Source organism: Mycolicibacterium sarraceniae (genome assembly GCF_010731875.1).
GTDB lineage: Bacteria > Actinomycetota > Actinomycetes > Mycobacteriales > Mycobacteriaceae > Mycobacterium > Mycobacterium sarraceniae.
Genome location: NZ_AP022595.1, coordinates 3,233,324 through 3,248,249, shown reverse-complemented (window position 1 = coordinate 3,248,249; position 14,926 = coordinate 3,233,324). Strand labels below are relative to the sequence as shown.

The window sequence follows — 14,926 nt, the reverse complement described above, 5'->3', positions numbered from 1 at the left end:
GTGGGCTGGTCTCGGCACCGGATCTGCTCGCGACGTTCCCTTTTCCCTACACGGCTGACTCCTACCGCTACAGCACGAACATCGCGCCGGCCCGCGGTGTCGTCGCCACCGCGACCGGGCAGTGGGGCCAGCGGGTGGTGAACATCGACAGCGAGTACGCCCACGAAATCGCTGAGCGGCGCCGCATCCTGACCGCGGACACGTCCCGTCATGTGGTGCTGCCGCATATGCGGATCGCCTGCTGGGACACCATGGTGGCGTTGATGACCGAAATGGCCACTGCCTACCCGGCGAGCATGTCGTTGACGCGCGACGGCGACACCTGGCATTGGCGTAACGAACTGCTGGATATCACACAGGATTTCACCATCGGCGACGAGTCGAGCCTGCCCTGCGACCCGCTGGCATACATCGCGGGTCAGGTGCAGGAGGACATCGTTCTGCTCGATCAGCGCGACGGCGACCTGTTCGCCGATGCCGGGGTAGTCACGTTCGCCGCGGGTTGGTCGTTCGGGTTCGACGTCGGGATGACGTTCCTGGAGATCCACGGCCCGGTCCCCCGACTGCGGGAAACCGGGGTGATCACCCGAGCCCGAGAGTTCCTGATGCGCTTGGCACCGAACGACATCTACCGGCGCACCAACTGGTCGATGACGGTGGGACGCCGGCTGGATGTGTCCACCGAAGCCTTTCCCGAGTGGCTGCCCGACCGCGACCGCCTCGACGCGCTCGACGACGAGACGTTCGGCCGGCTGATCCACCTGCGGGTGGAGGTCCAGCACCTGATCCGACTGGCGGAGTCCGGCGCCATCTGCTTCCTGATCCGCAGCTACATGCTGCCGCTGGCTGATATCGCCACCGTCGACGAGTGGCGGGACCGCACCGCGTCGGTGCTGGCCGAATTGCCTGACGACATGGTCGAATACAAGGGTCTGAGCGCCTACCGGGACCGCGCGGTCAGATGGCTGCGGACCGCTAAACCTCGATGACCGTTGGCACAATCATCGGCTGACGCCGATAGGTCTCCCCCACCCATTTGCCGACCGTGCGCCGCACCACTTGGGCGATACGGACCGGGTCGGTGACATTCTTGCCGGCAAGCGATTCCAGCTCCGCCTCGACCTTACGCATCACGGGCTCCAACGCCTTGGGATCCTCCGAGAAACCTCGCGAGAACAGGTGCGGCGGTGCGGCCAGCCGTCCGGTTTCCCGCTTCACCACAACCGTAGCCGCAATGAATCCCGAACTCAGAATCAGGCGTTCACCCAGCGTCGCCTCGCCGACATCGCCGGTGATCAGCCCGTCGACGAACATCTTGCCGACGGGCACCGCACCCGCGATGGCGACCCGGCCACCAACGAGGTCGACGCTGACACCGCTCTCGGCAACCACAATGTTCTCCTCGGGCACGCCGCTGCGCGCCGCGAGTTTGGCGTTGGCGCGCAGCATGCGCCAGGTGCCGTGCACCGGCATCACGTTGCGCGGGCGCACTCCGTTATAGAGGAACAGCAGCTCACCAGAATAGGCGTGGCCCGAAACATGCACCCGGACTTGCTGATTGGTGACTACCCGGGCGCCGATCTGAGCGAGGTCGTCGATGACGCCGTAGACCGCCTCCTCGTTACCGGGGATCAGCGACGACGACAGGATGATCAGATCGTCGGAGGTGACCGTGATGCTGCGGTGCTCCCCGCGCGACATCCGCGACAACGCCGCCATCGGCTCGCCCTGGGTACCGGTGGTGATCAGCACCACCTGGCCAGGCGCCATCTCCTCGGCCATCGCGATGTCGACGACATCGCGATCCTCGACATGCAGGAAGCCCAGCTCGCGGGCGATAGCCATATTGCGCAACATCGATCGGCCGACGAACGAGACCCGTCGCCCCAATGCGAGTGCGGCGTCGATGATCTGCTGCACCCGGTCGACGTTGGACGCGAAACACGCCACGATGACCCGCTGCCCCTCGGCGCTGCGCATCAGGCGGTGCAGGTTGGGGCCGATTTCGCTCTCTGACGGCCCCACCCCGGGGATCTCGGAGTTGGTCGAATCGCACAAGAAAAGGTCCACCCCGGCATCGCCGAGCCGTGACATACCTGGCAGGTCCGTCGGGCGACCGTCCAGCGGCAGTTGGTCCAGCTTGATATCACCGGTATGCAGGACGGTGCCCGCCGCGGTGTGGATGGCGATCGCCAGCGCGTCGGGGATCGAGTGGTTGACCGCGAAGTACTGGCACTCGAACACTCCGTGTGTACTGCGCTGCCCCTCGGAGACCTCGATGAACACCGGGTTGACCCGGTGCTCACGGCATTTGGCGGCCACCAGCGCGAGCGTAAACTTCGATCCCACTACCGGGATGTCGGCCCGCATCTTCAGCAAGTACGGGATGGCGCCGATGTGGTCCTCGTGGGCGTGCGTGAGGACCAGTGCCTCGATATCGTCGAGCCGGTCGGAGATCAGCCGCAGGTCCGGCAGAATCAGGTCGACACCGGGTTCGTCGTGGTTGGGGAACAACACCCCACAGTCGATGATCAACAATCGGCCGAGATGCTCGAAAACGGTCATATTGCGGCCGATTTCGTTGATGCCGCCCAGCGCGGTGACGCGCAGACCTCCCGGGGCCAGTGGCCCGGGAGGCGAGAGCTCTTCGTTCACCGTAAGACGCCTGCCGCACGCAGGTCGGCGGCCAATTCGTCGACCTGCTCGGGGGTGGCGGGCATCTGCGGCAGCCGCGGCTGGCCTACCTCGATGCCCTGCAGCCGCAGACCCTCCTTGGCGAAGGTGACCCCGCCGAGGCGGGTTTGCGCGGCGTTCAGCGGCGCCAGCGTCAGACCGATCTTGCGTGCCGTCGCAATGTCACCGGAATTGAAGGCGCTCAACATGTCTCGTAGCTGGCTGGCGGCCACATGCCCCCACACACTGACGAAACCGACCGCACCCATCGCCAGCCAGGGCAGGTTCAGGGCGTCGTCACCGGAGTAGTAGGCCAGACCAGTCTCGGCCATGATCTGCAGACCGCCGTGCAGATCGGCTTTGGCGTCCTTGACCGCGACGATATTGGGGTGCGCCGCCAGCGTGCGGAGGGTGTCCCACTCGATCGGGATCACCGATCGAGGCGGAATGTCGTAAAGGAGCACCGGCAGATCGGTGGCGTCGGCCACCGCGGTGAAGTGTGCGAGCAGACCCGATTGCGGCGGTCGCGAGTAGTACGGCGTGACGACCAGCAAACCGTGGGCGCCCTCGGCGGCCGCAGTCTTGGCCTGATGCACGCTGTGCGCGGTGTCGTAGGTTCCGACGCCGGTCAGGATGCGGGCCCGATCGCCGACGGCCTCGAGGACTGTGCGCAGCAGCGCCAGCCTCTCCCCGTCGGTGGTGGTCGGCGACTCGCCGGTGGTACCGGAGAGCACCAGCCCGTCGCAGCCGGAGTCGACGAGATGGGTAGCCACCCGCGCCGCGGCGATGGTGTCCAGCGTGCCGTCGGGCTTGAAGGGGGTAACCATCGCGGTCAGAACGGTGCCCAACTGGGCGCTGACGTCGATTCCGCTGGTGCTCACGGTCCCCTAGATTACCCGCTTCGGCTATGCCTCCGTAGCCAGCGGGGATGTCGCGACCTCGGTGCCATCCGCCAGCTCGGTGATCTCGAAATCGGCGAAGACGGCGGGGGCGACATCAGCCAACTGACGCAGGCAGGCGATCGCTAGCCGGCGGATCTCCACGTCGGCGTGTTCACTAGCCCGCATCGCGATGAAATGCCGCCAGGCCCGGTAGTTCCCGCTCACCACGATGCGGGTCTCGGTGTCGTTGGGCAGCACCGCGCGCGCCGCCTGCCGAGCCTGCTTGCGCCGCAATACGGCGTTGGGCTGGTCGGCAAATTTTGCCTCCAGGCGGGTCAGCAGCTCCAGATACGCGGTGCGGCTGGCGTCGGCGGCCTCGAGCAGGATCTGCTGCAGCTCCGGGTCGTCTTCCAGTCCGGGCGGCACGACGACCTGGGCGTCGTTCTCGGGCACGTACCGCTGGGACAGCTGCGAGTACGAGAAGTGCCGGTGCCGGATGAGCTCGTGGGTACACGACCGTGAGATACCCGTGAGGTAAAACGACACCGTTGCGTGCTCGAGCACCGAGAAATGGCCGACGTCGATGATGTGCTTCAAGTACAAGGCATTGGTGGCAGTCCGGGGATTCGGCTTGGACCAGCTCTGATAGCAGGCGCGCCCGGCGAACTCGAGGAGTGCCTGTCCGCCGTCGGCGTCGGTGCTCCAGGGCACGTCCGCGGGCGCCAGGAACTCGGTCTTGGCGATCAGCTGCACGCGCAGCGGCGCGGTCTCGGCCACGGGCTCACCTTAGTGGGCCAGGCCACGCCAGCAGTGGAGGCCACCACTTGCAGCCCTCGGCGACGTGCTGCGCCACCTCGATCGATGAGCTTCAGGTCGCCACGCGACACAGTCGCGTATGGGCCAAAATCACAGGGCGGCAACACTGTTCCGCATGCATGGTGAACACACAGCTCGACGAAACGTCGGTGTGATGGCCCGGTAACAAGGGCCACCTAGGTTGCCGTCATGACGCAAGAAGCCGAACGCATCGACATCGACACCGCTGCCCCTTCAGCGTCAATCGCCGCTACCAAGGAAACACTGGAGGACTACACGCTGCGGTTCGCTCCCCGCAGCTACCGGAAGTGGTCGACGCGGGTGGTCGGCATCTCCGCGCTGGGCGGCATCGCCTACCTCGCCGACTTCGCGATCGGCGCCAACATCGGCATCTCGTACGGCACCACCAACGCGTTGTGGGGCATCGCGATCTTCGCCGTGGTCATCTTCTCCACCGGATTTCCGCTGGCCTACTACGCCGCGCGCTACAACATCGATCTCGACCTGATCACCCGCGGTGCCGGGTTCGGCTACTACGGCTCGGTGGTCACCAACGTCATCTTTGCGACGTTCACGTTCATCTTCTTCGCCCTGGAAGGGTCGATCATGGCCCAGGGCCTCAAACTGGGGTTGGGCGTGCCGCTGGGGCTCGGCTACGCGGCCTCGACGCTGATCATCTTCCCGCTGGTGATCTACGGCATGAAAGTGCTGTCCACACTTCAGGTGTGGACGACTCCGCTCTGGCTGTTCCTTATGGTCTTCCCGTTTGCCTACCTGGTGATCAGCCATCCCGAGTCGATCGGCCAGTTCTTCGACTACCAAGGTGAACATGGCAGTGGCACAACCAATTTCGGCTCAATCCTGCTGGCTGCGGGTGTCTGCCTGTCGCTGATCGCCCAGATCGCCGAGCAGATCGACTACTTGCGTTTCATGCCACCGCGCACACCGGACAACGCCCGCAGCTGGTGGACCTGGATGGTGCTGGCCGGCCCCGGCTGGGTGATCTTCGGCGCCATCAAACAGATCATCGGCCTCTTTCTGGCGGTCTACCTGATCGCCAACGTCGCCGACGGCGCGACGATCGCCAACCAGCCGGTGCACCAATTCCTGGAGATCTACCAGAACTTCATGCCGGGGTGGCTGGCGATGACACTGGCCGTGGCGCTGGTCGTGATCAGCCAGATCAAAATCAACGTCACCAACGCCTACTCGGGGTCGCTGGCCTGGACCAACTCTTTCACCCGGGTCACCAAGCACTACCCGGGGCGGCTCGTCTTCCTCGGGGTGAACCTGGTGATCGCGCTGATCCTGATGGAAGCCAACATGTTCGACTTCCTCAACACGATCCTGGGTTTCTACGCCAACTGCGGCATGGCCTGGGTGGTGGTGGTCGCTTCCGACATCGCGATCAACAAATACCTGTTGAAGATCTCGCCCAAGGAGCCCGAGTTCCGCCGCGGCATGCTCTACGCCATCAACCCGGTCGGCTTCTGCTCGATGCTGCTTGCCGCGGGCGTCTCGATCCTGGCCTTCTTCGGCGGTCTCGGCGAGACGCTCCGGCCGTACTCGCCGCTCGTCGCGATCGGTTTGGGTCTGGTGCTGCCGCCGATCTTCGCGATCGCCACCAAGGGCAAGTACTACCTGCGTCGCGATCACGACGGCATCGACCTGCCGATGTATGACGACCACGGCAACCCCGTCGACATGCATCTGCTCTGCCACGCCTGCGGCATCGAGTACGAGCGCCCCGACATGGTCGCCTGCGAAACCCACGATGCGCACGTGTGCTCGCTGTGCCTGAGCACCGACAAGTCAGCGGATTGCGTGCTACCCGCGCACTGACCGGGCCCGGGCGGTCCCACCTCCATCTGCTCAATCACGAGCTTGATGGCACCCGGCTGTTTGTCGGGCGGGTACTTGTATTTGACCAACAACCGCTTGATCGACGAGCGCAGTTTGGCGCGCACATCGTCGCGGACCGTCCAGTCCGTCTAGGTGTGACTGTTGGTCTTCGAAGAAGATATGCGGACGAACCGCTCTGAGCACTTTGGACCGGGCGGGGCAGGCACATCCCGCAGCAGCCTTACTTGTGCCCGTGCGGGATGTTCCACCTAACACACGCCCGCCGCCGTGTTCGCCGACCCTAACGTCGATCTCGCGGGCTACACGAACGCCCGCAGCGGCGCGGCCAGTTCGCCTCGCTGGCCGATGCTGATCGCCGGCAACCCCAGCCAGCTGGCCATCGCCTGCAGCTCGGCGCCCAGGGCAGGAGCCACCCGCGACGCGTCGGCCCCGGGTTCGGCGAACGCCCCGATCACGTTGAGCACATCCGCATTCCGGTCGGCCTTGAGATCCACCCGGCCCACCAGGCGACCGTCGAGCAGGAACGGCCACACGTAGTACCCGAACTTCCGTTTGGGCGCAGGGGTGTAGATCTCGATGCGGTACTCGAAGCCGAAGAGCCTCTCCACCCGCGGCCGGAAGAAGATCAGCGGGTCGAACGGGCACAGCAGTGCGGTCCCCCGCTCGGTGCGCGGCACGGACACTCCGGCCCGCAGGTAGGCCGGTGCCGACCAGCCGTCGACCTCGACCTCCTCCAGCTCTCCCTGCGCCACCAGCGCGGCGACCGCGGGCTTGCTCTGTTTCGGACTCAGCCGGAAGTAGTCGCGAAGATCGGGTTCGGTGGCCACCCCGAGCGCGCCGGCTGCCCGCAGTATCAGCTCCCGGACGGCCTCGACATCATCGACCTCACGGGCGAACACCTCGGGCGGCAGCACCCGCTCGCTGAGGTCGTAGTGCCGGGCGAAGCCGACCCGGGTGGCGGTCGTCAGCGCCCCCGACGACCACAGCGCCTCGGCCACCCACTTGGTGTCGCTGCGATCCCACCACGGTCCCTTGCGCCCACGTGGCTCGGACTCCATGTGCGCCTCGATCTGACCCGCAGTGCTGGGGCCGAGTTCGGCGACGGTGGCCAGAATGTTCTCGGCCAGCCGCAGATTCTTTTTGACGATCTCGGTGCCCCAGCGGCCGTGGCTGTATTCCCGCATCCGCCAACGCATCAGCGGCCAATCCTCGACGGCCATCAGCGCGGCCTCGTGCGCCCAGTACTCGATGAGCAGCCGCGGTGAACGGGCGCGGTGGCTCCAGGCAGCCTTGTCCAGGACTTCGCGGTCGTACGGGCCGAGCCGGCTGAACACCGGCGCATAGTGGGCGCGGACCGCCACCGACACCGAATCGAGTTGCAGCACCTGGATACGCGAGATCAGCCGGCGCAGATGAGCGCGGGTGACGGGCCCGCTCGGCTTGGGTTCGGCCAGGCCCTGGGCGGAGATCGCGATGCGGCGGGCCTGGTCGGCGGTCAGCCGGGTCATGCCCGCATAAAGTGGTGGAACCGGTAGCGCAGACCCGAACTGCTGTCGTGCCAGTCCCCCGTCGTGCCGATCCACGATTCGTCGAGCATCGGCGCCAGGGCGTCGTCGTCTTCCAGCCGCAGGTCGATCTCGACCTCGGTGACCTCGCAGCGGGTCGCCAGCGGCAGTGCCAGGTGATAGATCTCCGAACCGCCGATCACCCACGCCTCGGGGTCGTCCACCTCTTCGAGCCAGCCCACCACCGTCGCTCCGGGCGCCATGTAGTCAGCTTGCCGGGTCAGTACGACATTTCTGCGGCCCGGCAGCGGGCGGACCTTGGCCGGCAGCGATTCCCAGGTGCGACGGCCCATCACCACGGTGTGGCCCATGGTGACGTCCTTGAACCGGGCCAGGTCCTCGGGCAGGTGCCACGGGATGCCCCCGTCGCGGCCGATGACACCTGAGGTCGACTGCGCCCAGATCAGGCCAACACTCATACCGCGACCGGCGCTTTGATCGCCGGGTGCGGATCGTAATTGCGGATCTGGATGTCGTCGTAGGTGTAGTCGAAGATCGAATCACGCTGAGCCAAAACAAGTTCCGGATACGAACGTGGGTCACGGCTGAGCTGTTCGGTGACCTGCCCGACGTGGTTGTCGTAGATGTGGCAATCACCGCCGGTCCAGACGAACTCGCCCACATCCAGCCCGGCCTGGGCGGCCATCATGTGGGTCAGCAGCGCGTAGCTGGCGATGTTGAACGGGACGCCCAGGAACAGGTCGGCGCTGCGCTGGTAGAGCTGGCAGCTCAGCTTGGCGTCGGCGACATAGAACTGGAAGAACGCATGACACGGCGGCAGCGCCATGTGCGGGATTTCGCCGACGTTCCAGGCTGACACGATGTTGCGACGCGAGTCGGGGTCGCTCTTGAGCATTTCGAGCGACGCGCTGATCTGGTCGATGTGCCCCCCCGACGGGGTCGGCCAGGACCGCCACTGCACTCCGTAGACCGGCCCGAGATCGCCAGTGGGAGAAGCCCATTCATCCCAGATGCTGACCCCGTGCTGCTGCAGCCAGGCCACGTTGGAGTCGCCGCGCAGGAACCACAGCAACTCGTAGACGATCGACTTCAGATGCACCTTCTTCGTGGTGATCAACGGAAACCCAGCCGACAGGTCGTAGCGCAGCTGATGACCGAACAAGCTGCGGGTGCCGGTGCCGGTCCGATCGGATTTCGGGGTGCCTCGCTCGAGCGCAAGTCGCAGCAGATCCTCGTATGGCGTGGCGATCGGCACGCCCGTCAGCTTACGTCCATGGCGCAGGCGTAGAACGGATGCCATGCCGACCATCACCGACACCGTGACCACGCCCGATGGCACCTGTCCCGTCACCTTCACGACCCCCGACTGGGCCGGCCGGTGGCCCGGGGTTCTCATGTACCCCGACGCCGGCGGCCCACGCCCGGTGTTCCGCGAGATGGCCGCCCAGCTGGCCGGCTACGGCTACGCGGTCCTGGTGCCCGACATCTACTACCGCAGCGGCGACTGGGCACCGTTCGACCTGAACACGGCGTTCACCGACCCCGACGAGCGTCGGCGGCTGATGACCATGATGGGTGGCATCACCCCGGACAAGATGGCGTCGGATGCCGTGGCGTTCTTCGACTACCTCCAGTCCCGCCCCGAGGTCAACGGCACGACGTTCGGCACCACGGGCTACTGCATGGGCGGGCGGACATCGCTGATCGTCGCGGGCCGCCTGCCCGAGCGTGTCGCGGCGGCGATGTCGTTCCACGGCGGCGGTCTGGCCACCGATGATCCGAGCAGCCCGCACCTGCTCGCCGACCAGATCCAGGCCGCCGTGTACGTCGGCGGGGCTCGCGACGACGCTTCCTTCACCACCGAGGCTGCCGAGACACTCGATAAGGCGCTGACCGCCGCGGGCGTCGAGCACACCATCGAGTGGTACGACGCGCTGCATGGCTACGCGGTGGCTGACCACAGCGCCGCCTACGACGAGGCCGCCGCGCAGCGGCACTGGGACGCGATGAAGGAAGTCTTCGGGGCGCACTTACCCCGCTGAATCGTGCCGGTGGCGGATGCTGCTCAGCACGCGGATCACGCCGCGCGAGGCGTACAGCGCGACCACACCGGAGAGCACGATCAGGAAGATGAACGTCACCAGCCAGTTGCTGCGACTGTGCGGCACGTTCCACCAGACGATCGTGAACAAGACGGCGCAGACGAACACGACGATATCGCGCCAGTTGCCCTTGTAGGACGTGGCGATCTCGCGCAGTTCGCGGGTCTTCTCGGTAGCGGCGATGAGGTCGACGATGCGCTCGTCGATGCTCTTGCGCAGCGCCTCGCGCAGCTCGACGTTCTCCTCGGGGATCTTGTCCAGAAGCTCGATGTCGTCCTTGATCGCGCCGCGGACATCGGGGCCTCTCAGGCTGCCCGCAGCGACGCCGAGCAGCGCACCGCCGGCGATCGGGGCGGCCCCCAGTGCGATATCAGCGATGCCCATGCCCACAGACGGTAGAACCGACCGGGCCGCCGGTCCAGAAACGGGGCCAGATCGTGACGCGAATGCGGGCCTCGACGGGTTAAGCCGGTCACGCAATCAGGCGAGGTTGCACGCGCGATGACGTAGTTTTGCTGGGCGGCGCTTGCCCAAATTGGCCAGGTTTCCCGCGCCGAGGTCACCGACGACTTCACCCGCCGGATGTACGACTTCATGTTCGGTGACCGCGACCCCGTCGCCGAACCCGGCACGGCCGGTGGCACCACAGGTGACTGGCGGACGGTCATGGCCCAATCCCCCGCCGCCTTACGACACGCCGTTCGCGGATTCCGCTTACACCGCCAGGAGATGGGCATCCGCTGCGACCATCGCGAACTCGGCCAGATCCGGGCCGGCTGGGTGGTCGGCAGCCAGTTCGTGTTCTCCCAGCACTGCAAGGCCTCCCGGTCGGCAGGCCTGTCCGAGGAGCAGATCGCGGCGATTCCGTCCTGGCAGACTGCCGATTGCTTCGACCACATCGATGTACGTGATGCACGCGATCATGTCGCGGGCGCTGCGGCGGGAATTCGACGACCGCGACGATCCCGTGGTCGAGGTCGAGGATCCCGACGGCGGCGGCGTCCTGGACGTCGGCGGGGCGACCTCCGGGGCGTGAGCGAGCTGACCGAGGACTCGCACGGACGATCCGAACGCGCCAACCAGCTGATCCGGGCCGCAACCGTCGAGGGTGGCTACAAGATCATTCGCGACCCCGAGACCGGCAAGGCAATCGAACGGGTGCCTGATCCAGTGCGCGCCCCCTGGTGGCCGAGGCTGCCCGCCGGGTTGACCCACAACCATGGCGAGCATCCACACAACTCACCCCGACCACCTCGACCGCGATCCCTACACACATCCGACACCCGCACCACTCGAAACGTCACCGACCCACGCTCCTAGCCATGGCGTGGGCGTGGGCGTGGGCGTGCTCGTCACCACGCGGCCTAGCTCGGCACAGTGGGTCTACCGCAACCTGTCACAACCCCAAGGCATGATGCACCACATGGTGCTCAGGTCGGCCGGGGGCGACACGGCGGCATTGCGCAAGGCGCGCGGCGCGTTCTTCACGCCCGCTCCGGTCGCGCGGTACGTCACCGAGTGGGCCGTTCGCTCTACTACCGAGCGCATCCTGGAGCCCTCATGCGGTGAGGCATCGTTCCTGCTCGCCGCCGTCGACCGGCTGACCGAGCTGCGCGGCACAGCCGACGACGGCCAGCCAGCGGCGCTCGACGGAATCGAGATGCACGACGCATCGGCCCGTGCCGCGCGAACGCTGCTGCGCCAGGCGGGCGTGGCCGCCAAGGTGACCGTTGGTGACTTCTTCTGCGTGGAGCCGACCGCCTCGTATGACGTGGTGATTGGGAACCCGCCCTACATCCGCTACCAGGACTTCGCTGGACTCGCGCGCGCTCGCTCCCGCGAGGCTGCGCTACGGGCGGGCGTCGGGCTGACCAACCTGGCATCCAGCTGGGCGGCGTTCGCGGTGCACTCGGCGTTGTTCCTGCGGCCCGGTGGTCGCATGGGCCTGGTGCTACCCGCTGAACTGCTCAGCGTCAACTACGCCGCCGAGGTGCGTCGTTTCCTGTTGCAGTCGTTCGCGCATGTCGATCTGGTGCTGTTTACCGAGCGCGTATTCCCCGACGCCCAGGAGGACGTGCTGCTGCTCCTAGCTGATGGCTACGGGCAGGGGCCGACCGACCACGCCTCGATCTACCAGGCGCGCAACGCCGCTGAGTTGGCCACCATCGCGGCCGGACGAACCTGGACGCCGCCGAGTCCCGGTGACAAGTGGACGCCGTCGCTGCTGTCGGCCGACGCACTCGACGCTTACACCAACCTGCTGTCCGGCGGTGGGTTCACCGTGCTGGAAACCTGGGGCGACACGACGCTGGGCATGGTCACCGGCAATAACAAATACTTCGCCCTGTCACCGGCGCGGGTGGCCGACCTTGGGCTCGAATCGACTGACATCCTGCGACTTTCGCCGCCGGGCAGCCGACACCTGCGCGGTCTCGCCTTCGGCACCGCGGCGCTCAACGAACTTGGTCGCAACGGTTCTGCCACGTGGCTGTTCCGGCCAGCCGGTGAACCCTCACCAGCTGGGTGGGCATACATCGCCGCCGGGGAGGCCGCAGGCGTCAACACCGCCTACAAGTGCCGCGTTCGCAAACCGTGGTGGCGTGTACCTCCACTGGCCCCCGCGGATCTGCTGCTCACGTACATGAACGCCAACGCCGACACGCCTCGGCTGTCCACCAACGCCGCCAGGGCCGCACACCTCAACTCGGTGCACGGCGTGTACCTGGCGCCCAAGGTGCGCAAGCTGGGCAAGGCGCTCCTACCGCTGGCCTCTCTAACCTCCATGACCCTGGTCGGCGCCGAGACGGTTGGTCGCGCGTATGGCGGCGGAATGCTGAAAATTGAACCGCGCGAGGCAGATCGACTGCCGGTGCCCTCGGAGGCTGTGGTGCAGGCGGCCTCTGAACGGCTGACGAATATGCGCCCGAAGGTCGCCGGTCTGTTGCGCAGCGGCAAGCTGATCGAGGCCTCCAAGATCGTTGACGACGTGCTGCTGGTCGGCGAACTGGGCATGTCGCGCCCTGATGTCCGCGTGCTGCGAGATGCGCACGCCGAGTTGACGGCACGACGAGTCGCGCGAGGCCGCCGTGGCACGGATTGACGACTCGCTGGTCGAGGCCATCAAGGCAGTCGGACCAAAGCCAGCCGACGATGCACCTCAAAAAGAGAAGAACCCATGGGGCAACAGGATCAGTAACACGCTGGCGTTGGCTATCGCTCACGAGCTTCGCGAGCGAGGCATGGACGGCGCGCGACCGGGCGAGCCGGGCGACCCTGGCCTCTCCGGCGCCGAGCGACGACTGGCGGGCGGCCTCGGCGCCAAGAAGGTCGACGTTACTTGGGCGACCGAGGAATCCGGCCTGATGCTGGCGTGCTCGGTGAAAACGATCATGTTCCGCGACAACCAGAGTGGCGGCTTCCAGAAGAACCTGACCAACCGACGCGGCGACCTGCTATTCGAGTCGACCACCCTGCACCGCCGGTTCCCATTCGCCGTGGTCGCCGGGTTCTTCTTCTTCGACAAGGACGCGGCGACCGACGACACCCCGCGACGCAACAGCACCTTCGAGAACGTCTTCCCGCGGTTCCGGCTGTTCACTGGGCGCGCGGATCCGGCCGACCGCGACGAACAGTTCGAACGGCTCTACGTGTTGTTGGTCGACTCCAACCAGTTCAAGCCGTCGGTCATCTGCCACGAGGTGAACAGTCCCCTCGAACCGGTCGAGTTGGAGACCGTGTTCGATGAACTGGTCGCGCTGACCGCGGAGCGAAACTTCGACATGTACGAGTCAGTCGGTGACGGCACGATTCGCAAGTCGCGCAGCAAGTAGCGATTCGATGGCATTGGTGCACAAGAGAACACGTGACGACGGCGGCATTGTCCCGGTTCAACCTGCCTGGCCAGGGCCACCTTTCGGTACATAGGGCACAGCCGGCAACGTGGTTGTATCGGTAAACATGTTTTCCCACAATGGATTACGGCGAAAGGCCGGTGACGTTCTAGGCAATGCCACAGCGCATGCGGGCCGACTAGTGTGGCCCACATGGCAGCAGCGCAGACCCCGACAAATCCCTCGCTGTTGCCGCCCTCGTCCTGGCGGGCACGACGGGCCGGACTGATCTCCCCCGGTTCCCAGCTGGACGATCCCGGCGTGATCGAGTGCGACCAGGCGATGGCTTTGTGGCGGTGCCGCAAGGTGATTGATTCTCAACGCGACACCCTGCACCCCGACTGCGGCGGCCCGTCGTTCCACTACAGAGGCGACCACCACATAGCAGCAGGGCCAACACCAGGACCACCCCAACGATCAACACCACCAAGGAGATGTCCCAATGCCCCAGCCATTTAGTAAATCCCCTAGTGTGACCGTGCTAACGCTGGAAGGGCTTGCGTTACGCGCCGCAACTGCTGCATGCTAAACGCATGATCGACCTGCGTTTAAATCGGGGCCGGCTATCGTGACCGGCCAGGTGCGCCGCCGCCCCGGTGGTCGATCCGCTCGCATCGCACAAGCGGTCGCCGACGCCACGCTGGCCGTGATGGCCGAGAAGGGTCTCGCCGACTTCACCGTCACCGACGTGGCCGTGCGGGCAGGTGTACACGAGACGTCGATCTACCGTCGATGGGGCAGCCGGGAGAACCTCATCGCCGACACGCTCCTCGCCTATAGTGAGCGCCTCATTCCGGTTCCCGACACCGGGTCCATCAGAACCGATCTGCGGGAACTCCTGGCAGCCGTCGCCGACTACCTCGCGACGCCCATCGGCAAGGCCATGAGTCACGCTCTCGCGTTCAGCGGTGATGAAGGCCGCTGGGAGAAGGTTAGATTCGACTTCTGGACGACTCGGTTGCAGTTGGCCCGCTCCATCGTGGACCGGGCCGTCGAACGACAAGAGGTGCCACCCGATACCGACGCCCGACTCCTGCTCGAAACCCTCATCGCGCCCCTACAGTTCCGCGTTCTCGCCACGCGGGAAGCCATCGACAGCGACTTGTGCGAGCGCCTCACCAACCTGGTGCTCGACGGCATCCTGCCGCGCCCCGAACACAACTAGAAAGCAGTGC

At 65.9% G+C, this 14,926-nt stretch carries 14 protein-coding genes and 2 pseudogenes; 8 read left to right on the top strand and 8 right to left on the bottom strand.

Going from position 1 to position 14,926, the window contains the following annotated elements; genetic code table 11:
- Positions 1-5: 5 nt before the first annotated feature.
- A complete protein-coding gene (locus G6N13_RS16160) occupies positions 6-989 on the top strand; it encodes a heme-dependent oxidative N-demethylase family protein (RefSeq protein WP_163702204.1) in 984 nt (327 codons plus the stop codon).
- Here the strand turns inward: G6N13_RS16160 and G6N13_RS16155 are convergent.
- The 3 genes from G6N13_RS16155 to thyX form a co-directional block, all read right to left on the bottom strand.
- The gene (locus G6N13_RS16155) at positions 976-2,655 is read right to left on the bottom strand and encodes a ribonuclease J (protein ID WP_163698563.1); all 1,680 of its coding nucleotides are present in this window, start codon (positions 2,653-2,655) and stop codon (positions 976-978) included. The genes G6N13_RS16160 and G6N13_RS16155 overlap by 14 nt on opposite strands.
- A complete protein-coding gene (dapA, locus tag G6N13_RS16150) occupies positions 2,652-3,500 on the bottom strand; it encodes a 4-hydroxy-tetrahydrodipicolinate synthase (protein WP_235678087.1) in 849 nt (282 codons plus the stop codon). The genes G6N13_RS16155 and dapA overlap by 4 nt, the downstream gene beginning before the upstream one ends.
- Before the next feature lie 78 nt (positions 3,501-3,578).
- Positions 3,579-4,331 carry an FAD-dependent thymidylate synthase gene (gene thyX, locus G6N13_RS16145; protein WP_163698559.1) on the bottom strand — a complete coding sequence of 251 codons (753 nt, stop codon included), beginning with the start codon at positions 4,329-4,331 and terminating at the stop codon, positions 3,579-3,581.
- Between the two features lie 228 nt (positions 4,332-4,559).
- Here thyX and G6N13_RS16140 point away from each other — a divergent pair, with 228 nt between their 5' ends.
- A complete protein-coding gene (locus G6N13_RS16140; RefSeq protein WP_163698557.1) occupies positions 4,560-6,212 on the top strand; it encodes a purine-cytosine permease family protein in 1,653 nt (550 codons plus the stop codon).
- Positions 6,213-6,220: 8 nt separating this feature from the next.
- Here the strand turns inward: G6N13_RS16140 and G6N13_RS26220 are convergent.
- The 4 genes and pseudogenes from G6N13_RS26220 to G6N13_RS16120 all read right to left on the bottom strand — a co-directional run.
- Positions 6,221-6,361: pseudogene (locus G6N13_RS26220) on the bottom strand (type I restriction enzyme endonuclease domain-containing protein); the annotation flags it as partial.
- Between the two features lie 171 nt (positions 6,362-6,532).
- Positions 6,533-7,741 carry a winged helix-turn-helix domain-containing protein gene (locus G6N13_RS16130; RefSeq protein WP_163698555.1) on the bottom strand — a complete coding sequence of 403 codons (1,209 nt, stop codon included), beginning with the start codon at positions 7,739-7,741 and terminating at the stop codon, positions 6,533-6,535.
- Positions 7,738-8,217: a dihydrofolate reductase gene (locus G6N13_RS16125; RefSeq protein ID WP_163698553.1), complete on the bottom strand. Its 480-nt coding sequence runs from the start codon at positions 8,215-8,217 to the stop codon at positions 7,738-7,740. The genes G6N13_RS16130 and G6N13_RS16125 overlap by 4 nt, the downstream gene beginning before the upstream one ends.
- Complete coding sequence (locus G6N13_RS16120) at positions 8,214-9,014, bottom strand: thymidylate synthase (RefSeq protein ID WP_163702202.1); 801 nt, start codon at positions 9,012-9,014, stop codon at positions 8,214-8,216. The genes G6N13_RS16125 and G6N13_RS16120 overlap by 4 nt, the downstream gene beginning before the upstream one ends.
- A 43-nt stretch (positions 9,015-9,057) precedes the next feature.
- Here G6N13_RS16120 and G6N13_RS16115 point away from each other — a divergent pair, with 43 nt between their 5' ends.
- Entirely contained in the window at positions 9,058-9,801 is a 744-nt protein-coding gene (locus tag G6N13_RS16115; protein ID WP_163698551.1) for a dienelactone hydrolase family protein, read from the top strand.
- On the opposite strand, the gene G6N13_RS16110 is transcribed toward G6N13_RS16115, so the two are convergent.
- A complete protein-coding gene (locus tag G6N13_RS16110; RefSeq protein WP_163698549.1) occupies positions 9,790-10,245 on the bottom strand; it encodes a hypothetical protein in 456 nt (151 codons plus the stop codon). The two genes, G6N13_RS16115 and G6N13_RS16110, sit on opposite strands and share 12 nt — an antisense overlap.
- A 198-nt stretch (positions 10,246-10,443) precedes the next feature.
- Between G6N13_RS16110 and G6N13_RS16105 the strand changes: the two are divergent.
- The 5 genes and pseudogenes from G6N13_RS16105 to G6N13_RS16085 all read left to right on the top strand — a co-directional run bounded on the left by G6N13_RS16105 (position 10,444) and on the right by G6N13_RS16085 (position 14,916).
- Positions 10,444-10,897: pseudogene (locus tag G6N13_RS16105) on the top strand (carboxymuconolactone decarboxylase family protein).
- Positions 10,894-11,181 (top strand): hypothetical protein, encoded by a 288-nt coding sequence (locus G6N13_RS16100; RefSeq protein ID WP_163694288.1) that lies wholly within the window; start codon positions 10,894-10,896, stop codon positions 11,179-11,181. The pseudogene G6N13_RS16105 and the gene G6N13_RS16100 overlap by 4 nt, the downstream one beginning before the upstream one ends.
- Before the next feature lie 103 nt (positions 11,182-11,284).
- On the top strand, positions 11,285-12,961 hold the full coding sequence (locus tag G6N13_RS16095) for an HsdM family class I SAM-dependent methyltransferase (RefSeq protein WP_163698547.1): 1,677 nt from the start codon (positions 11,285-11,287) through the stop codon (positions 12,959-12,961).
- Positions 12,948-13,691 (top strand): hypothetical protein, encoded by a 744-nt coding sequence (locus G6N13_RS16090; RefSeq protein WP_197746802.1) that lies wholly within the window; start codon positions 12,948-12,950, stop codon positions 13,689-13,691. Before G6N13_RS16095 ends, G6N13_RS16090 begins: the two co-directional genes overlap by 14 nt.
- A gap of 628 nt (positions 13,692-14,319) precedes the next feature.
- The gene (locus tag G6N13_RS16085; protein WP_197746801.1) at positions 14,320-14,916 is read left to right on the top strand and encodes a TetR/AcrR family transcriptional regulator; all 597 of its coding nucleotides are present in this window, start codon (positions 14,320-14,322) and stop codon (positions 14,914-14,916) included.
- Positions 14,917-14,926: the final 10 nt, after the last annotated feature.